The sequence below is a fragment of the Paenibacillus sp. P36 genome, assembly GCF_045866505.1.
Lineage (GTDB): Bacteria > Bacillota > Bacilli > Paenibacillales > NBRC-103111 > Paenibacillus_E > Paenibacillus_E chondroitinus.
The window spans coordinates 3,714,852-3,733,745 of the sequence record NZ_AP038372.1 but is presented as its reverse complement, the minus strand read 5'-3'; the positions used below and the strand labels follow the sequence as shown (position 1 = coordinate 3,733,745).

Annotated in this window: 22 protein-coding genes; 5 read left to right on the top strand and 17 right to left on the bottom strand. The window is 45.4% G+C overall.

Going from position 1 to position 18,894, the window contains the following annotated elements; genetic code table 11:
• Positions 1–7: 7 nt before the first annotated feature.
• The 4 genes from ACKTT9_RS16720 to ACKTT9_RS16705 form a co-directional block, all read right to left on the bottom strand.
• Complete coding sequence (locus tag ACKTT9_RS16720) at positions 8–1,381, bottom strand: PDZ domain-containing protein (RefSeq protein WP_407872435.1); 1,374 nt, start codon at positions 1,379–1,381, stop codon at positions 8–10.
• Positions 1,382–1,456: 75 nt separating this feature from the next.
• Positions 1,457–2,215: a phosphoribosylformimino-5-aminoimidazole carboxamide ribotide isomerase gene (gene hisA, locus ACKTT9_RS16715; protein WP_127456063.1), complete on the bottom strand. Its 759-nt coding sequence runs from the start codon at positions 2,213–2,215 to the stop codon at positions 1,457–1,459.
• A gap of 147 nt (positions 2,216–2,362) precedes the next feature.
• Positions 2,363–2,833 carry a hypothetical protein gene (locus tag ACKTT9_RS16710; RefSeq protein WP_407872434.1) on the bottom strand — a complete coding sequence of 157 codons (471 nt, stop codon included), beginning with the start codon at positions 2,831–2,833 and terminating at the stop codon, positions 2,363–2,365.
• A 7-nt stretch (positions 2,834–2,840) separates the two neighbouring features.
• Positions 2,841–3,149, bottom strand: a complete 309-nt coding sequence (locus ACKTT9_RS16705; RefSeq protein WP_127456065.1) for a hypothetical protein — start codon at positions 3,147–3,149, stop codon at positions 2,841–2,843.
• Positions 3,150–3,256: 107 nt separating this feature from the next.
• Here ACKTT9_RS16705 and ACKTT9_RS16700 point away from each other — a divergent pair, with 107 nt between their 5' ends.
• Positions 3,257–3,556 (top strand): hypothetical protein, encoded by a 300-nt coding sequence (locus tag ACKTT9_RS16700; protein WP_407872433.1) that lies wholly within the window; start codon positions 3,257–3,259, stop codon positions 3,554–3,556.
• A 328-nt stretch (positions 3,557–3,884) separates the two neighbouring features.
• Here ACKTT9_RS16700 and ACKTT9_RS16695 read toward each other — a convergent pair whose 3' ends face one another.
• The 3 genes from ACKTT9_RS16695 to ACKTT9_RS16685 form a co-directional block, all read right to left on the bottom strand.
• Positions 3,885–4,940 (bottom strand): YheC/YheD family protein, encoded by a 1,056-nt coding sequence (locus ACKTT9_RS16695; RefSeq protein ID WP_407872432.1) that lies wholly within the window; start codon positions 4,938–4,940, stop codon positions 3,885–3,887.
• Between the two features lie 485 nt (positions 4,941–5,425).
• A complete protein-coding gene (locus ACKTT9_RS16690) occupies positions 5,426–5,860 on the bottom strand; it encodes an NUDIX hydrolase (protein ID WP_407872431.1) in 435 nt (144 codons plus the stop codon).
• Between the two features lie 38 nt (positions 5,861–5,898).
• The gene (locus ACKTT9_RS16685) at positions 5,899–7,821 is read right to left on the bottom strand and encodes a DUF2334 domain-containing protein (RefSeq protein WP_407872430.1); all 1,923 of its coding nucleotides are present in this window, start codon (positions 7,819–7,821) and stop codon (positions 5,899–5,901) included.
• 359 nt (positions 7,822–8,180) lie between these two features.
• Here ACKTT9_RS16685 and ACKTT9_RS16680 point away from each other — a divergent pair, with 359 nt between their 5' ends.
• Both ACKTT9_RS16680 and ACKTT9_RS16675 read left to right on the top strand, forming a co-directional pair.
• Positions 8,181–8,543: a hypothetical protein gene (locus tag ACKTT9_RS16680; protein WP_407872429.1), complete on the top strand. Its 363-nt coding sequence runs from the start codon at positions 8,181–8,183 to the stop codon at positions 8,541–8,543.
• A 42-nt stretch (positions 8,544–8,585) separates the two neighbouring features.
• Positions 8,586–9,482 carry a YitT family protein gene (locus tag ACKTT9_RS16675; protein ID WP_315949750.1) on the top strand — a complete coding sequence of 299 codons (897 nt, stop codon included), beginning with the start codon at positions 8,586–8,588 and terminating at the stop codon, positions 9,480–9,482.
• 47 nt (positions 9,483–9,529) lie between these two features.
• Here the strand turns inward: ACKTT9_RS16675 and ACKTT9_RS16670 are convergent, their stop codons facing one another.
• From ACKTT9_RS16670 to ACKTT9_RS16660, 3 genes are all read right to left on the bottom strand, one after another.
• Positions 9,530–10,564, bottom strand: a complete 1,035-nt coding sequence (locus tag ACKTT9_RS16670; protein ID WP_407872428.1) for a Gfo/Idh/MocA family protein — start codon at positions 10,562–10,564, stop codon at positions 9,530–9,532.
• A 216-nt stretch (positions 10,565–10,780) separates the two neighbouring features.
• Entirely contained in the window at positions 10,781–11,044 is a 264-nt protein-coding gene (locus ACKTT9_RS16665) for an HPr family phosphocarrier protein (protein ID WP_127456074.1), read from the bottom strand.
• Between the two features lie 49 nt (positions 11,045–11,093).
• The gene (locus ACKTT9_RS16660) at positions 11,094–11,741 is read right to left on the bottom strand and encodes a serine/threonine protein kinase (protein WP_407872427.1); all 648 of its coding nucleotides are present in this window, start codon (positions 11,739–11,741) and stop codon (positions 11,094–11,096) included.
• A 244-nt stretch (positions 11,742–11,985) separates the two neighbouring features.
• Here ACKTT9_RS16660 and ACKTT9_RS16655 point away from each other — a divergent pair, with 244 nt between their 5' ends.
• Positions 11,986–12,876: a cation diffusion facilitator family transporter gene (locus ACKTT9_RS16655; RefSeq protein WP_407872426.1), complete on the top strand. Its 891-nt coding sequence runs from the start codon at positions 11,986–11,988 to the stop codon at positions 12,874–12,876.
• Positions 12,877–12,942: 66 nt separating this feature from the next.
• Here the strand turns inward: ACKTT9_RS16655 and msrB are convergent, their stop codons facing one another.
• The 6 genes from msrB to ACKTT9_RS16625 all read right to left on the bottom strand — a co-directional run bounded on the left by msrB (position 12,943) and on the right by ACKTT9_RS16625 (position 17,724).
• Positions 12,943–13,923, bottom strand: coding sequence for a peptide-methionine (R)-S-oxide reductase MsrB (gene msrB, locus ACKTT9_RS16650; RefSeq protein ID WP_407872425.1), 981 nt, complete (start codon positions 13,921–13,923; stop codon positions 12,943–12,945).
• A 113-nt stretch (positions 13,924–14,036) separates the two neighbouring features.
• Positions 14,037–14,969, bottom strand: coding sequence for a manganese-dependent inorganic pyrophosphatase (locus ACKTT9_RS16645; protein WP_407872424.1), 933 nt, complete (start codon positions 14,967–14,969; stop codon positions 14,037–14,039).
• Positions 14,970–15,095: 126 nt separating this feature from the next.
• On the bottom strand, positions 15,096–15,470 hold the full coding sequence (locus ACKTT9_RS16640) for a GIY-YIG nuclease family protein (protein ID WP_407872423.1): 375 nt from the start codon (positions 15,468–15,470) through the stop codon (positions 15,096–15,098).
• A 9-nt stretch (positions 15,471–15,479) separates the two neighbouring features.
• The gene (locus ACKTT9_RS16635) at positions 15,480–16,235 is read right to left on the bottom strand and encodes a DUF2087 domain-containing protein (RefSeq protein ID WP_407872422.1); all 756 of its coding nucleotides are present in this window, start codon (positions 16,233–16,235) and stop codon (positions 15,480–15,482) included.
• 160 nt (positions 16,236–16,395) lie between these two features.
• Positions 16,396–16,845: a DUF6157 family protein gene (locus ACKTT9_RS16630; RefSeq protein WP_407872421.1), complete on the bottom strand. Its 450-nt coding sequence runs from the start codon at positions 16,843–16,845 to the stop codon at positions 16,396–16,398.
• Between the two features lie 33 nt (positions 16,846–16,878).
• Positions 16,879–17,724 carry an HAD family hydrolase gene (locus ACKTT9_RS16625; RefSeq protein ID WP_407872420.1) on the bottom strand — a complete coding sequence of 282 codons (846 nt, stop codon included), beginning with the start codon at positions 17,722–17,724 and terminating at the stop codon, positions 16,879–16,881.
• A 77-nt stretch (positions 17,725–17,801) separates the two neighbouring features.
• Here ACKTT9_RS16625 and ACKTT9_RS16620 point away from each other — a divergent pair, with 77 nt between their 5' ends.
• Positions 17,802–18,560, top strand: coding sequence for an alpha/beta hydrolase (locus tag ACKTT9_RS16620; protein WP_407872419.1), 759 nt, complete (start codon positions 17,802–17,804; stop codon positions 18,558–18,560).
• 72 nt (positions 18,561–18,632) lie between these two features.
• Here ACKTT9_RS16620 and ACKTT9_RS16615 read toward each other — a convergent pair whose 3' ends face one another.
• Positions 18,633–18,893 (bottom strand): metal-sensitive transcriptional regulator, encoded by a 261-nt coding sequence (locus ACKTT9_RS16615; RefSeq protein WP_145655952.1) that lies wholly within the window; start codon positions 18,891–18,893, stop codon positions 18,633–18,635.
• Position 18,894 lies beyond the last annotated feature (1 nt).

Sequence of the window (18,894 nt, the reverse complement as noted above, 5' to 3'; positions counted from 1 at the left end):
TGAAAAATTAAGGACAAGAAAGCTGGCCTGCCGTTTGTTTCGGGTGATCTTTTAACCACTTCAGAATATCATCTAACGTGCGTACGGGCACGATCTGCAGACTTGGCGCCCCTTTCTTCGCTTCCGCCTCATTCGCGGCCGGGACAAAGAAAACGTCAGCATTCGTTCTGCTAATGGTGTAGGCCTTCTGTTCCAATCCACCGACAGGGCCGATTGAACCGTCCGGTTCCATGGTTCCCGTCCCTGCAACATGATTGCCGTAGGTTACACCGCAAGGAGAGAGTTGATCAATTAACGTTAGCGCCAGCATCGCTCCATGGGAAGGTCCGCCCTCATGCAATAAATAATCATGATAACTCACAAGGATTGGCAGATCATATTGCACCTCGTTCTCCACTTGGATGCCGAAGGCAGCACGACTCGGATCATCTGGATTCGTCCGTGTCTTAGCCTGCAAGCTGACTTGTTTGCCGCCGCGCAGCACCATGAGGGCCACTTGATCATTGGGCTTGACCAATTTCATACGCTCAGTGAGTTCTTGGACTGTGGTGACAGCCTGCCCATTCACTTGTTGGATCACATCCCCTAACTGAATCTGGGCGCTCGCCGGGCTATCCTTGAGAATGGCTGTGATACGAACACCGTCGGATGTGATTCCCTTCCCTTTTCCGACCTTTTGAAAAGCAACCGCACTTCCCGCGGCATTCGCATCGGCCTTCATGAGCCTTACTTCTTGATTGTATTCGCCTAGTGTCATCCCTAAATTTTCCACTTCAAATGAATACTTCGCAAAGAGCTTCGCATATACCCAATCGATCGGAAATGCGGGACGTTCAAACACCAGCACCCCTGAGATGTCTCCATGAACCTTACTTTCAGTGGTATGTGCATATCGGTTCATATTTAGCGTCAAGCCAGGATACGTCACTAAATACTTAGTCGGCCAAAACATCACCAACATCAAACCTACCGTTGCAGCAAAAAGACTTATACTTTTTATAGGCAGCTTGCGCCCTTTGAGCTCATGAGCGAATAAATCCACAAAAACTAGCAGCCAGGTCAAAATAAATGCTCCTGCCGAATACTCTAACTTCTTCGGTACCGTCAATAAGATGATGATACAGGCCAGTCCTGCCACGATGATGGACACAGCTCTCACCGACATCCATAGCTGTCTGTGCGACCTTAAGTGGATCAGTGAACCAGCGATCCAAAGCAATGGAATGAGGATGAGGACATAGATAAGTTCATCAATCATATCAATCCAGTAGATCTTAGAGCTGAGCTGCAGCGGGTCCGGGAGCCAAATCAACTCCCCCAAAACAACTAAGAGCAGCGTCAGAACCATAGCCGAATAGTACAACTTTTTCCAAAGAGCCATCCTATGCATCCTTTCCTATGTAAAAAAGTAGCTGACGCTCTCGTATGGAGAGTTCGCTACTTTTTCAACTCAACTTCACTGCTCTTTCATGTAGGCGACAACTTGATCATACGAAAGGTTTCCACCGAAAATATCCAGAGCACTGCCAATCGTAATATCCAGCTTTCCGGCTGATAATTGCTTAAACAGCTCGATATCCTCGAAGGATCTCGCTCCCCCGGCATACGTTGTGGGAATCGTAACCCATTCCGCGAGTGTGCGGACTAGACTTTGTTGAATACCGCTTTGTTTGCCTTCTACATCGACGGCATGGATAAGAAACTCATCGCAGTATTGCTCCAGAAACCGAATATTCTCTTCATTCAGCTCAAAATCACTTAATTGTTTCCACTGGTTGGTTGCAACGAACCACTTGCCATCCTTCTCTTTGCAGCTTAAATCAATGACTAAGCGTTTCTTTCCAACTTTATCTACTATTCTATCCAGATTTTCCTGATTGAGCTGTCCGTCCCGGAAAATGTACGACGTCACAATGACGTGGGATGCACCGCGGTCCAAATAATACATGGCATTCTCAGCGTGAATGCCGCCACCGATTTGTAAACCGCCTGGATATTCCTGAAGCGCACTTACGGCTTCATCTTGATTCCCATCTCCGAGCATAATGACATGCCCGCCAACTAATTGATCCTTTTTGAACATTGCCGCATAATACTTGGAGTCAAATGAAGATACAAAATTTTCAATAATAGCTTTACCTTCTGTGCCTAACGTTTCACCAACAATTTGTTTCACTTTCCCGCTATGTAGATCGATGCATGGCCGAAATTCCAATGACTTTACCCCCACTATCCGCAAATGTTGCTAGCTTGATTTTCCATTTATTATAGCACATTCTATTAACGAAGAACCTTGGATGGGATCTCAAAATAGAAAAGACCTTCCCATAACGTTCGGGACGGCCTGGCTCGTAATATGATCTTATTGCTTGATGAATCCTTCTTCCGCCATGTATTCCTCAACTTCTTCGTAGGTTTCAAAAGCGCAGTCCAGATTACTGCCGGCATAGACATACCACAGATCTTCTTCAAAAGTAACGGCCAAAGCATGGCCTTCTTCATCCGTCCACAGCTCTTCCTGCGTTGAGTCTGACTCCGGTTGATCTTGAATCGCAGTGCTTGTTAATGACTGGATGGACTTTCGAATAATGTCACGAAGCTCTTCCGCACTAAAATCACGAATATTGATTAACCCTTTACTATCTGTTGCATACCCCTTCACATATTCCGCATAAACAAATCCGTTGCCGTTCGGGTGCAAGTGGTAGACAACAATTTTCTTATCATAGCTGCTTTCTTCATAATGAAAATTAATGCGGCCCAGAGAAACATCCTTACGATGTAACTCGGGAAATGATTCCACAATCGCTAACTTTTCTTCTAAACTGAGCATGCGTCAATTACTCCATCACTTGAATTTTAAATACATTCTCCAATTTGCCTTCAGATCTTTTTTTCAGAGGAATTTTGATATCACGACCAAGCTCTTTGAAAAAAGTGTCAACATCGCATTGTACATTGCTTAGAACAACCTTAAATGAACCATCCTGGACAATGTTTTGATTGGCCTCTTCCGGAACATTAACATCTACGGCGTATTTCTTCGTCAATGTATTCATATATCGACTAAAAATTTCGATTAGTTCCTCGTTGTTAAAATTCTCGATGACCAGCTTACCTTTGTTCGTAAAATTCAAATGAACATTCAATTTTTGTGCCCCTTTTCCATGAACCATTGATGTATTGTATAATTATAACACACTTTTATATATTCTAAGCCTTAACATTGAAAATTAACAGTAGGATGGAGTTTAACATGGCATTTGGCATAAAAAGAGATGAGCTTTATCGATGGAAAGACGCTGTCAGCCGCGGTGAAATCGCCTTTTTAACCCACTATTGGCTTGATGATCGTTTTGCTGGCGTAAGTACCGTAACCAAGGTCGGCTGTTCGGATTTGGAACGATTAACCAACTGGTGCTTGTCCCATGGTCTCAATCCGCAATACATTCACCACAGTCCCTCATATCCGCATTACGACTTATTTGGGCCCATCCAAAAGAAAATTTTAGAGCTTGAACACCAATGGGAACAAATAGAAAGATTTCACTTATAAAAAAGAAAACCTCCATTACCCAAGTCACGGTTTGGAGGTTTTTTCATCTGATTGTTGGCGTATCTGTCGTAATCTTGTTTCAACTCGATTAATAGCTACAATTGAATACTCACCGAACAATAAAATTTTCGTTTTCACTGGGATAGGAAAAGCCGGATGGTTAATTTCCAATTCATCGTTGAGCTCATTGTACCAGGGTAATAAATTCATTTTAATGACTAACACCCTATTTTTCACTATCAAACTCCACCTTTACAGCGCTATAATAGTAATTTATTCACTTTTCACAGCTAGTGTACTAGATGAATTCTCCATTTCTAGATGACGATTATCCCCGTTTATTTAGTAGGTACTTGGCATACACAAGCGGTGTCTCATAAGTCTGATAGAACGAATCCTCCATTTTCAACTGCTTGAATTCGTACCTTTGATCCCTCCCGTTGGCCTCGATAAACCAGATGTGCCCTGTTTTATCGACACCTATATCCAACCCGATATCCGCCATATTCGGTAATCGTTTGCCCAATACTTCAGCTATTCTCAGGGATACCTGCTCAACGGCTTCTTTCATCTGTTCAGGCTGAAACCCGCTCCTATGAAATAAAAGCTCGCATCGCCAAGCTTCTCCGCCTTTGCCCAAATTGGTAACCTGTCTGCCATGGGCGGCAACTTTTCCTGCAATCCCGTTTACCTGCCATTTGCCCTTTGCACCGCGCTGCACAGAAACTCGTAAATCGTAGGGCCTGCCTTGATGCGTTGCTAAAGAAATGGCTTGTTGTATGAGATAGGTTTGCTTTCCCACCTTGGTTTTGATATAAGCCAGCGCTTGGTCACGGGTCAACTTCTTGGGCTGGTTATTGCTCCAAAACAATTCCCATGTCTCATTTTCCTGCCTTGAAAGCTTAATAATCCCTTTGCCTACGGAACTGTTTGTCGGTTTGACGAAAAAATCAGGAAATTGCTCCATAGCCTCAAGCAGATGCGTGCGAGAATACGACAAAGTCGCCGGGAGGTGCGCCCGCAGCGACTCCTTCGTATGCAGCAAGTTGTGAATACGCAGTTTATCATACCGATTTTGACGATTGAAGACATGACTTGATGCAGCAAGATGGTTCAATTTCTTAAGCATATATGGGGAAAGCGAAATAGCTCGATTATGGATGACTTTGGGGATTGGAAGACGAAGTAGGCGGTAGCTTTTGTTTTCAAAACATAAACCAAGGGCTGACTCAGCGCTCGTTTCCTGCAAGCAAATATAAAAAAGCGTTATACCCAGTTTTTCCGCCGCTTGGTTATACAAATCAATTTGTTCATATCCGGTTTGTTTACTCTGTATACCTAAGTACGTTTTTCGATCCAAAAGAATGCCCACTACATTGCGCATATGAACACCTCCACCAAAAAGCCATCCATAACACTGTATGCACTTGCTTCCTTTCTGGTCCAAAAGAACGGCATTCATGAGCCTTTTTTCACATGCTAAACCGGATGTTCACATCTGCCAGTACTTGGCTTCTGGGGCTGAGAGGGCGAGGACAACGCTGCAACAGCGTTCTTTGTTGTATTTTGTGCAATCATATAGCTGTAATTGTGCCTCAGATCACCTCTATATTGTATTTTATACAACGATTAAACCAATAAACTGCTTGGATCTCACCCTTTCGAGAGAAATGGTTGTATTCTGTGCAACGAAGCATCGTATTCACAGTCAATTCATGCTACTACGCTGTATAAAATGCAACGTAGGTCCTCAAGTTCCTCCCCGGAGACCCTTTGTCACCTTATTCACGGCCCTGTCGCCTGATCCCCATCACCGTTCGCCAATCACTCAACCGAACAAACAAAAAAAGCTGGCAGCGCCAGCTCTTTTCATTTCCAACCTATACTTTCAAACCAAAGCCCCTCTTGTTTATGCTCGATCGCCACCCGAATATAGCTGACCATTTGGCTCGGAAGCTCGCTCAATGGAAACCATGTCAACTGCTCGCATTTCTCCGGCTCCATATTCGTGATCTTGCCTTTCCAGTCGTGCGCTTTCAAGAAGAAATCGACCCATTCGGAAGTTGTGTTTTTGCGGTGCATCATGCCGATAATTTCAAGCTGATCAGGCTCGATATCGACGCCTGCTTCTTCCTTTGCTTCCCGGATCGCCGCAGCAACGACCTCCTCGTTGCCATCCATCCTGCCGGCCACTACGCTCCAATTGCCGTCTTGAAACCCGGTATTTTGCCGTTTTAACAGTAAAACCTCGTCATTTCGATAAAATAAAATGTGTACCGATCCATATAAAATAGGTGTTCGCATGGTGATCCTCCAAGTTTTTCTTTCCGAATGAACCTATTTTATTTTACATGATCGGTCTGAAACGATAAAGCTACATCCAAGAATCCGTCTTCATTTCCATACATCGCGATATCATCTTTCCCGTTTCCATCGAAATCAGCGACAGATAGGCGACCGTTTGTTTTGCCCCAAGGTCCAAAAATGGAAAGCAGCTTATACGTATGATCCTCCGTTTGCTGATACACACGATTGGTTAAATTTCTGGGATCCCAGCGAAGAATATCTTCTCTCCCATCCCCATTAAAATCACCGAAACGAATGCTGCCGAGCTCATCCGGAATGTCCAGCTCAACTTTGTCCAGTCTCCACTGCATACTAGCCTGATCCAGCTCAAATTCCACACCTTGTGAGGTATTTTCTTTAAATAACATCAGCTTTTGCTGATCCTTGCCGGCTAAATTCCGCACGATTAAATCTCGAGCCGCGCTCGATCTGAACGTATACGGTTTAATGCTTTTAATTTCGTTCCCGTGCAAATATAAGCCGAGAAGTTTGCTTCGATCCTGTGATTGCCCAGCAAGAATACAATCTCCATTCGGTTGTTTCAGTTCATACAGATCGTACCAGCGATTTGCCGGGATGGACCACGCTTGGCTTCGCTTGAATGAATCTCCCGTTGACGCGTAGGCTTCTAGCTTACCGTTCGGACGCACGATCCAAAGGCCTTGCTTCTTACTATCAATTCTGCTGTTCAAAGTAAATGCCGCGCCATCCGCATACGGTATCGACGCCCATGTGTGCGATGCCGGCTGACGATCATTGCGCAGCTCTTTGTATTGCCCTTGGATAACGGACATCGCTGCCGATTTCTTATCCCACGTCACGATGTCCATCTGACCGCTGCCGCTGACATTCCCGATCTCCGTCAAAGCTGTTTTCGTACTGCCGACCTTCAGCCTCTCCCCCGGTGTAAAAGGAACATAATCATGGATCGAATAGAAAGGATATCCCTTTTGCTGAATTTGTGCGATCAACTTTTGAAGTACACTTTTATTCTCACCGGTATATTGGTAAGCTGGAATGCCATCGCGGATAACGGGAGTGCCGAACTCATCCAGCTCAGGTTCCAAATAATTGAATTCCAAAAAGGGATGATAAAAGAAAGAATAAATGCGTTCTGCAACCCCTAATTGGTTCAATATAAATTTCTCGTCTTTACCGATTGGAATGTAGGAAAGCGTCGTCGGTACATATACACTGCCAAGCGATGCAGTTCCAAAGCCTTTATTCACCATATTTTCATATCTCGCGAATGGCGGGTTGGGATCAATATTGACATCCGGTTGATACAGGAGTCCAAAATAGGAGCGAAATACCTTATCCTGCTCGGGAGCTGTGTGATAATGCGGCGCTTCCCAGAAATGAGGTGTCATACCGGCATTGCGGAAACGCCCCCACCCTTCTTTAACCCGACTCTCCGCGAAAGCCGCCGTCGTCGTCTCCGGCAAATCGCTGACATTAAACTCGTTGCCAACGCCGGAAGCGTGCTGGCCATCACCGCGGCGCACTTCCCCTGCCTGATGCGTATAACCGTGCATGCCGATTGTACCTCGATGCTCCGAAGCCTCTTTGATAACCTTATCAAAGGCTTGAATATAGGTATCGTCCAGCTGATCGATCGATTTATCGTAGCGAGTTCCGTCATCTGTAATATTGATCCAGCGCGGAACGACGGCCATGCCGAACTGCACGTGTTTCTCATCCAAATAGTGGAGGACCGCCCTTAACTTACCTAGACCTTCAAGAGAGCTATAATAACCACCGGGGCCAATGTCTTCCAATCGGAGCATCATGAACCGTGGATTGTTATCGGCCCCTTCGACAGTCATCATGTGATATAAGCCGAGAAATAAACCACAGGACACTAAGCCCGCAATCCCATACCGCAACCAAGTATTCTTATGTAGTAACCTTTTTATCAAACAAATTCCCCCCATGGAAGCTGAAACTCTGATGCAAGTTGGCTGCGGATATGATCTTCTTTGGATATGAATTGGTTATGCTCATGCTTAATTCCTCCAAAAAAAATGATGAATGAAGGCGATTCATGCGTTAATTCGGATGAACAATTTCAACCCCAACAATATGTATACGCTTACAAAATATGTAAATCGAACCTTCACTTCATAACGATGTCGGTTTTTGTCCTCCACCCCATTTTATCACTCCCTGTAAGAATTGAAAATCATAAATCCACCCTAGCGCGGTTTGACTCAGATAAGATGAAATGCTACAATTCAAACAAATTTAGTTGTATTTAGCACAAGGAGGGGGATGACTCTTGCATCGATTTACACGACAACATCAGTGGAAAATATTGGTCTGGATCATTCTCGGTTTATTTATTTTTCCATTAACTCCACCGATTTCCCATCATTTTTCGTCAGATACAGAAATACTTGTTCTCGCTAATACCTCGCAAGTTCTTTCGATTCAGGAGCACGTTCCTGCCAAAAAAACAATCTATACGCGCTTTGATAAGCTCCAATGGCCGTATGATGTTTATACACAGTATGAAATTACCGTTTTTGTTATTTTCATTATTTATCTTGTCAAGAAAATTTGGCTTAGATTAAAAACAATTCTTCTGTCATTCCTTAAATTCACCTCGGGTTACACGGGCCTCATACTTCCTATTTCATAAGAGCGCTATGTTGGAAATGAATGAGGAAAAGAGGAACCTATTATGTCTAACCTGCCAAATGGAGCCGTACAATTAAGCTCCCAACATCAAAAGTTGACCCGCCTCAAATTTTTACGCAGAGTCATGTTTATGATCATCGGATCTGCCTTAGTATCTGTCGCTTTAGAAGTCTTTCTAGTTCCGAATAATATTATCGATGGCGGAATTGTGGGTATTTCCATCATTTTGTCGCATTTATCCCACTTCCCGTTAGGTATTTTTCTGGTGTTGTTAAATCTGCCATTTTTATTAATCGGATATAAGCAGATTGGTAAAACCTTTGCCCTGTCTACGCTATTTTCCGTTATCTTAATGTCCATCGGAACGACCCTGCTCCACCCGGTTCAAGCGTTCACGATTGATCCTCTGTTAGCCGCAGTTTTCGGCGGCATCATACTGGGAATCGGTGTCGGACTCGTTATCCGCTCCGGCGGTTCTCTGGATGGGACTGAAATCGTCGCGATCTTATTCAGCAAAAAATCGCCTTTTTCCGTTGGCGAAATCGTGATGTTTTTCAACTTCTTCATCCTTGGCAGCGCAGGCTTTGTTTTCGGATGGGATCATGCCATGTACTCGCTGATTGCGTATTACATCGCCTTCAAAATGATTGATATTACCATCGAAGGGCTGGATCAATCCAAATCGGTTTGGATTATCAGCGATGAGTTCAGCAAAATCGGTGACTCCATCACCTCCCGTTTAGGCCGCGGCGTTACCTATCTCAAAGGCGAAGGCGCGTTCACGGGAGATGACAAGAAAGTCATCTTCAGTGTCATCACCAGGTTGGAAGAAGCCAAATTAAAATCCATCGTCGATGAGCTCGATCCCAAGGCTTTTCTTGCGATTGGCAACATTCACGATGTCAAAGGCGGCCGCTTCAAAAAGAAAGACATTCACTAAACACACAAAAAGGGTTGAACAGAAGCTCATCTGTTCAACCCTTTTTCTCATCTCCAGTAGCTGCTCAGATCGACCTTACGGCCGCTCTTCGCGCTGTCGATGGCGCCAAGCACCATGGCCATGCTTTTGATGTTATCGCGGCAGTCCGTCTCCGCACGGCGTCCCTGCTCCAGCGCCGCGAACATCTCATCCAGGCAGCCAGCATGCCCGCTGCGGCCCTGCCAGCTCACTTCCACGTCTATGCGCGTATGCTCGCGAAGGAACTTGCCGGCTTGCTCGCCGCCGGCGACAACCTCGGCGTACGGTGCGCCAGCCCCGTCCCAGATGGCACTGCCGGTCTCGCCCGTCACGCGCCATGACGCCTCCCATGAGGTCGGCGCCCCTTCCGCGCACCACGAGCCGCGGTAACAGAACACCGTGCCATCTGACATCTCATAGATGCAGATGGCGGAAGCATTCCCGGCGTACCACGAGCCGGGAGGGTTAAATTCCTGGCAGTACACTGACACCGGGTCTGCCCCTGTAATAAAGCGAGCCTGATCGAATGTATGGATCGCCATGTCCAGGATCAGCGGGCTTTCCATCGCATCCCGAAAGCCCCCGAAATGTGGGCCGAGGAAGAAATCGGCCCCCACATAACCCACGCGTCCGATCGTGCCCGTGTGAATCAGCTCGCGTAGGGAGCGGATGTTCGCGTCATAGCGCCGGTTTTGCATGACGGAGAGCGAAGCTCCCGCCTGTTCCACCCGCTGCACGAGCTCGCGTGCTTCCGCCATGGTGGCGGCCATCGGCTTCTCGCCGAAGACGTTGCAGCCATGGCGAAGCGCCGTCGTCGCCACCTGAAAATGGCTGGCCGGGATGGTGATGTCCAGTACCAGATTCGCGCCGGACTCCTCAATCGCTTGCTCCAGATCCGTATAAATGCCGCAAGTCAGCTGATGGCGATCCGCCATAGCCTGAGCGAATTCCTTTTTGATATCAACCAGCGCCACAATCAAGCAATCTTCACGTTTTAACACATAGTCAACCCAAACATTTGCCATGCCTCCGCAACCAACGATGACAATTTGATGCTTACTCATTTAGCAGCCACGCTCCTTTATTCCGTCTATATAGACCTATTTTATCCCTTTTGTTTGGTACATGCTCTATCCAATCTTGACGGAAAATCGTCACATCTTGTCCTAAAGTTAAACCGTTTACATCCATCTCTGAAAAAAGACGCCGCTTCCTCACCATCGAATAAACAAGTATTCGCAAGTGTTAGAATGGACGTCTTTATCAGGATCTATTTTATTTTACCGATAGGATTGAAACAGATCGAACATGTAGTGCATCGCTTCTTCCTCATCTTTGCCCTTGGTCAGCAAGCGGAGCGTAGTCCCCGCTCTGATCGGTATTAACAGCATACCCAGTAAACTTTTCACATCGACACAATGCATGGAATGATCATACTCAAAATCAATCGTAATGTCCGACATAAAATGTGAAGATTTGGCCGAAATCGCCGTTAGATCACTTCGCTGCAAGTCAGCGCCAAGCTCGAATTCATGTACTCTCATAGACGCGCCTTCCTTATGTTTAAAATTTAGGAAATCTCATCTCTTCTACTTAGATTGTACCACGAGTTCGGCGAAATTTCTTCCATTTCCGATAGCTTCTCCGCACAACATTTAAAGCAAAATTTGGTATAGGCATTTTGCGAACCCATGGATAATAAAATCGGTCATAAGCGTTTTTCAAATCGTCCCACATCGGACAATATTCCTGTTTCATGAAATCCGATACGTCTACGACTAATCCTCGGCCATCTTTCATCATCACATTTTTTCCATGAACATCATGTGGATTCAGGCCTCTTTTAACCGCATAGGCTAATGCTTCATCTATATCCTCAATGACCTGCCTTGGAATCGGAAGTCCACGCTGCAAACATTTATAAAGCGTAACGCCAGTTAACCGGCGCAGAACTAAGTAATTGTCTCCTGCATGCAAACATTCGGAATAAGCGGGATGCTTGCCTAGTCGTCGATAGACTTCCGTTTCTTCTTCGATTCCCGGCCTGCCTGGCGCGTATACCTTAACAACAAGATCAGAATAATTGGGGTGCATAAGTACTGCCGCATAGTTACCTGAACCAAGCAATTTCCACGGCTTCGGAATATAATGGACTACAATCGGATCGTAGGGTTGTTTGCTGTATATCTCTAACTGTGGCAATAATTGATGTTCGATCTCAAGCAACCATGGCTTTAACATTGTTTCTCCAGACTTCCTTCCCCCACAAATTAGTGCCTCTCCAAGATTCTCTGATTCGTGGTTTGTTAATTTCTGCTATGTGTGGTATTATACAAAGATATTTGTGTAAAGTGAAGTGTTGATTATGCGCCTATTGATAGTTACTAGATTACTATATAAATCAAAAAATCCCTTGACCTGAGCTGTACCTAGGTCAAGGGATTTTTTTTCCTTCGGGAAACACTTCTGTAGGAGGTCATCATTAATGACTGTAGACAACAAATCATCCGTATTGGCGATATGGCTTTCGCTGATCAGCAACATTTTTCTTACGCTCATGAAGATTATTATCGGGTTATGGTTCCAAAGTGAAGTTTTGCTGGCCGACGGACTCCATAATGCCGGCGATATTATCGCCACAATCGCGGCCCTTAGCGCGATGCGCATATCCAAACTACCAGCTGATGAGGACCACCCTTACGGGCATGGCAAAGCTGAGGTGCTCGGCTCTGGATTTGTCGCTTTTATCCTGCTGATTGCAGCACTTTATATTGGCTATCATTCTACTATTGCCTTATTTCACGAACCTCAATCCCCTAGCTGGGTCGCTTTTACGGCTGCTGTTATTTCAACCGTTTGGAAGTATGTGCTTTATAAATACACCATGCGAATTGGCGTTAACACCAGCAGTAAGGGTCTGATAGCGACTGCAAAAGATCATTTAGCCGATGTCTACGCATCGCTCGCTGCAGTCGTTGGTATTGGTTTGGCTTTTGTTGGAGGAGCCTATAACATTGCCTGGTTATCCTTTGGTGATGCAGCTGCGGGAATTATCGTATCCCTGCTCGTTCTAAGATTAGCCGTGGAAATGGGCAAAGAATCCTTCGATATTTTGATGGAGAAAACGGTTGATCAAGAGAAGCTTCACCAATACATCTTACTGATTGAGGCGGTGCCTGAAGTAAAACGAATAGACCGTATTCGTGCTCGCGAACATGGACACTACATTCTGGTAGATGCTAGAGTATCCATCCCGGGTGAACTAACCGTTCAGGAAGGGCACGATATTACCCGTGTGATCAAAAAATCGATCATGGACCAGCACGCCGACGTCGACGAAGTTCTCATCCATTTAAATCCCTGGTACAAAGATTAATGAACTGAGCAAATAAACAGAAAGACGCTAATCAGGCATGAACCTGACTAGCGTCTTTTTGCTTAATTAAACTTCAAAGAAACGAAGATAAGCTCCATATCCTTCTTTTTCCAAATCAGCTAGCGGGACGAACCGAAGTGCAGCTGAATTGATGCAGTATCTGAGTCTAGTTGGTCCAGGACCATCATTAAACACGTGACCCAAATGCGAATCCGCTTCCTGGCTGCGTACTTCCGTCCTGACCATGAAATGGCTGGTGTCGGTTTTCTCTTTCACATTGCCTTCAAATACCGGTTTCGTGAAGCTGGGCCAACCACAGCCTGAATCGAATTTATCGATGGAGGTAAATAGCGGTTCGCCTGAAACAATGTCTACGTACAATCCCTTTTCATGGGAGTCCCAGAATTCATTGTTGAAAGGGCGTTCTGTCGCACTGTTTTGCGTCACTTCATATTGCAGAGGAGTAAGCTTTTTCTTGCGCTCCTCTTTGTCTTTGGCCGTGTTCCAATGTTTGGAAATAAACGCATCGCGCCCGGAGCCTTTGCGATATGCTTTGTAGCGCAGCGGATTTTTATGATGATAATCCTGATGGTACTCTTCTCCTGGGTAGAAAGCATCCGCATCGATACGCACGATTTCCGTTACGATCGGAGCGTTGAAACGTCCGCTATCCTGCAAGGCTTGCTTGGAGGCTTCCGCTTCCAACTTCTGCTGATCCGTATGTGCGAAAATCGCTGTACGATAGGAGGAGCCGCGGTCATGGAACTGTCCGCCCGCATCTGTAGGGTCGATTTGGCGCCAATAGGTTTCCAATAATTTATGATACGAAAAAAGTTCGGGATCAAATGTAATTTGGACGGCTTCAGCGTGACCTGTTGTTTCCGAGCACACCTCTTCGTATGTCGGATTAGTTGTATGACCACCTATATAACCAGATACGATAGACACAATCCCCGGCAGCTGGTCGAACGGCGTAACCATACACCAGAAGCAACCCCCGGCAAATGTTGCCTTGTCATATTTACTTTGTTGAACGTTAGTTTCCATCTCTTCTCCACCTCTTTCATTGAAATCACTTCTATCATACCAAAAGTTTGCGCGATAACCAAAAAGACACCGTCCACTTGTGCGAACGATGCCTGCGGTATGCCGTTTCAAGCTTACAGGTTGTTGAAAATATCCGTAAGTACAGGAACGATTTGGGATTTACGGGAAACTACGCCTTTCAGAAGTGCTTTGTTGTCGGCAAGCGTTACTTTGTATGCTTTTTCAACAGCTTCAACTTTGCGACCAAGGGCAAGACCCACGGAATCGTTGTTAAGAATATCTGTCACGACAAACAGGAACAGATCCAGGTTTTTGTCAGCAATAATGGTGTTCAGTGCAGCTTCGATCTCGGCTTGCTTCGCAAGCACATCGTTGACATCCACCGCGTTAACTTGCGCGATTTCCACTTTGTAGCTGCCCATTTGGAACTCTTTTGCATCCAAGGAAATCAATTGAGCAACGGTTTTGTCGCTCAGATCAGCGCCTGCTTTCAGCATTTGCAGACCATATTCTTCAGCGTCTACGCCAGCAATAGCTGCAAGCTCACGAGCTGCGGCAACGTCTTGTTCTGTGCAAGTCGGGGATTTGAACAACAAGGAATCTGAAATGATAGCAGAAAGCATCAGACCTGCGATGTCCTTATCGATGGCAACGCCGTTTTCTTTGTACAATTTATTCAAAATCGTTGCTGTGCAACCAACTGGCTCTGCACGGTAGTACAGCGGGTGGCTGGTTTCGAAATTTGCAATTCGATGATGGTCGATAACTTCCACTACACGCACTTGATCAATGTCCGCAGCGCTTTGCTGACGCTCAACGTGGTCAACCAAAATTACATTCGCCGCTTCGTTCGCAACCGTATCGACTTGACGAGGCGCCGCAACTTTAAACGTATCGAGTGCAAATTGTGTTTCACCATTCACGCTGCCTAGACGAACAGCTTCAACCTCTTGGCCAAGCTTCGTTTTCAGTGCTGCATAAGCAATTGCTGATGTGATTGAATCAGTGTCCGGATTTTTATGTCCGAAAATAAGTGTTTTTGACATGATAAGACTCCTTATTAGTAAAAGTGTAGTAAGAGTTTTCAATCTCTACCTACGATTATACTAAAAAATCTCAGTAAATCCATTACTAAACCAAAACCTTATACATGCATGCAGAAATGATCCGAATTATTCAGTCTTTCGCTTATGATAACCGCGATCATCATAAGGCTGCAGTTCTTCCAGCCATTTGTCTTCCAGCTTCCTCAAGGCGTCATCCTCATCGAAGTACCCTGTTTCCTTTACCTTAAGCACTTCCAGTACCTCAATTTCAAAAGCGCTGCTTCCAAATTCGTTCAATTCAAGTTGCAGGGCATGATTCATGTGTTTACCCATATCAAGTTCCATACGTTTGCCGTTTAAGGAGCGCAAATTTTTTGTGCTCGAGATCCAGCGCTTATCATTCACCGTATTGCGGATTTGAAATACTCCGGATTCTTTTTTCGTTTCTTTATAGATTTGCTGCAATTCTTGTCTCCGTTGATTTGATTCCTTTTTTGTCATGGTCTCATTTCATCCTTTCAACCAATATTGGCTACCATCTTCTTCGCGGTCCAGGAAGCCATATTCAATTAGATACCTGCGGATTTTCACGTAATCGTGAAACGCCGGTTTTAGCAACTCGTTAACTTCCTTTTCTCCATAAAAGCGATCTTGTTCGAATCGTTTGGCGATCTCACGAAGAACAACAAACTTGTGTTTTTCTTGCTGTGAGAAGGAAGTGAGCTTTCCAGACGTGCCTTCTGGGAAATATTTTTTAACAATCTGCTCATACTCATCTTGTGTGACATTGTATCGTTCATCCACCATCGTAGCCGTTTTATGAATATCTACAAAAGTTGGCGCATGCTGATCCTTTTCTTTCAATAGCTCCATCATCGTTAGAAAAACTTTGGCCTGCCGCTCTTTCTCTTTCAGCCCAAAGCGATGATTGCGAATGGTCGAGGCGCTGCCAATCCCCATTGCCTGCTGAACTTCACTATCGTTCTTGCCTTCGTAGAACAGCTTCATCAAACTATTCTGATGATCTGTCAACCCTGTAAGTTTCTTGTCCAGACCGATTAAATAGTGAAAAACTGAAACATGCGCATGCTGGATATGCCATTTCATATATCGTTCTGCTTCGTATAAAACTCCACTTTCCGGATAAATAATTCCCACTTCCGTCCGCTTGCCGCATAGCAGACAGCAAAAGTATTCATTCTCTTTCACGTAGCCGCGCTTCCAGTCATCGATTGAAGCCTGCCAAAACTGATCAGACACTTCCACAGCAAACACTTCCTCAAATTGTTTAGTAATTCATAGACATTATATTATTTTGTTTATAAATATGTCAACAATGCGTGAGATGATACTCTATCAGCCCTTTGCGCAAAAAACAAATAAGGGGTAACCATTGGTTCGGTTACCCCCAAACATATTCTTCCACTCATCCGCGTGAACTGCGCATGGCAAACAAAAGCTTAGGCCCGTCCGGCTGGTGCGTCCCTGCTTCAACAAATTGCTGGTATGCTTCCGATTCCATCGGGTAGATCGCTATTTTGCCTTCTTCATTGTAGTGAACACCCCAACCGTGTTTCTTCGGGAGCATGGACGCTCGAAGACAGGGGTGATTTTTGGCAAACAACGCCTCACGAATTTCGGCGCCGCGCTGCTCGCTTTCCTCATCTGTAATCTGTTTATGCTGCAAATGCACTTCATAAATGAGTTCACCTTGCGTGAATTTGTAAGGGTTCTGCGACAACAGCTCATATTGAATTCGGTGAGCCGTTTTGCCTTCCTTTTTCATCGGCGGCTCGACTCCCATCTCAACGGGACAATCCGTCGCGACTTGAATGAACGTATTCGAATAACTCATGTGTTCATCGTTGTAAGGCATTGATTAACTCACTCCTTTCCCCTATTTTTTCCATTATACACCCATTTTCAAACGAGCTTCCACATAGGCAGCAACGCCATCCTGATCATTGCTTGACACGACTTCATCCGCCATGTGCAGAATCTCAGCATACGCATTCTCCACAGCAATTTTGCGGCCAGCAGCGCGAAACATCCCGACATCATTGAGATTATCGCCAAAAACAGTGATTTTATCTACCGCACAGCCAACATGTTTTGCCCATAAAAGGAGTCCTTCCTGCTTGTTTGCTTGGGGGTGGCTGAACTCCAAAAAATAATGGTTTTCAATATAGTTGTCTTTCATCATATGAATATGGATCTCAGCGCCAAACGCTGAAGTAACTGCCGCTTTGAGGGGCTCCAACTCCTCTAGCAAACCAATATACGTGATAAGCAGTGTACGTAAATGTGGCGGACAGCTTAGCTCCTTCACTTCGTTGAATCGAGGATCATTTGGTCGGCTAGCAGCAAACTGCAAATCCCCTGTTCTAACAAGCTTTTCATGCAGGACCTTTTCCTGATCTTCATGATCTAAAGCGAATAAGAGTGGAACAAAACCTCTTGATTTGCCGATGGCTAAAATTGCTTCCGTACGCTCCCGGTCAAGAAAGTAACCGTCCAACACATGTTTATGCACAGGGTCAAACAGCAAGGCTCCATTGTAGAGGACAAGCGGGTAACGCCAGGGAATTTGGGAAACAACAGCGGTTGAGCTTTGATAACTCCTTGCTGTTGCATAGCTGATCACCGTTCCAGCTTCCAGTGCTTCTGTGATTACACGGACCGTATAATCGGATAAAGAGGCATTTGAGCGAAGCAAAGTACCATCTAAATCAGTCAAATAATAACCTTTGTTCATTAGAAAACCTCCTCATATGGATTCACTTGACACTCCCTCTATGAATTGATAACCTACTCGGCGAGAGGTGATGGATCGTGAAAGCTTTCAAACGCCACTGGTGGAAAGCGGGGTTAGCTCTTATTGTCCTTTTGATGGGAGCAACCTACTTGTATTTGAGACCTTACCAGCCAAGTCTAGACGCGTTGTCAGCCATGCAGTCTACTGATGAGATTACGGTCAGTGATGAGAAACAGGTCATCCGTTTTGAACCCAAAACCCCTGTACAACCCAGCATCATTTATTATCCTGGCGGTCTCGTGAAGCCGGAGAGCTATGCGACTTATGCTAAAGCGTTTGCGCAAGCAGGTCATCGCGTTTATATTGTGAAAATGCCTCTGAATCTCGCCATATTCGGCGGAGACCGTGCTCAGCCGATCATTGCGGCGAAAGCGGCGGATGAAACCTTTCTGCTTGGCGGCCATTCGCTTGGCGGCGTGATGGCAGCTCGTTATGCTGCAGCGCATGCCAGCGAATTGGATGGTGTCTTTTTCTTTGCCTCTTATCCAGATCCTAAAGGAAGCTTAGTTTCGTCTAACTTACCCGTATTCTCCGTCGTTGGTTCCGATGATGGAGCCATCAATATGGCGGCGCTGACAAAAGCAAAAAGCGATTTACCGAATACGGCTGAATATCATACGATCCGCGGCGGAAATCATTCGCAATTTGGCAGTTACGGCTTTCAGAAAGGGGATCACCCTGCAGAGATTTCGGCCGAGCAACAATTGGATGAAACCGTCAAGCTGCTGCTGGATTGGGAAAGATCCGTTGTGCATCCTACCGAGCGAGCACAATAATAAGTTGAATTTACCGTATAAAAAAGGGGTTGTCCATCAAGTTTTCCTAACCTGATGTGACACCCCCATTTTTTATCTGCTTTTTACGAGAAGCTCCACAGCTTCTTGAATCACTTTGTCCGGTGAATTTCCTTTGGCAAGTTCCTCCTGGATGCAATGCTGAAGATTGGACCCGATCACGACACCGATTGTCCGGTCTACCGCAGTTCGAACCGCTGATAGCTGAGTCACAACCTCCCGGCAATCTTCTCCCGCCTCCATCATCCCGAGAATCCCTCGGATTTGGCCTTCCATCCGTTTTAATCTATTTTTCAGTGCTTTATCATACTCCATC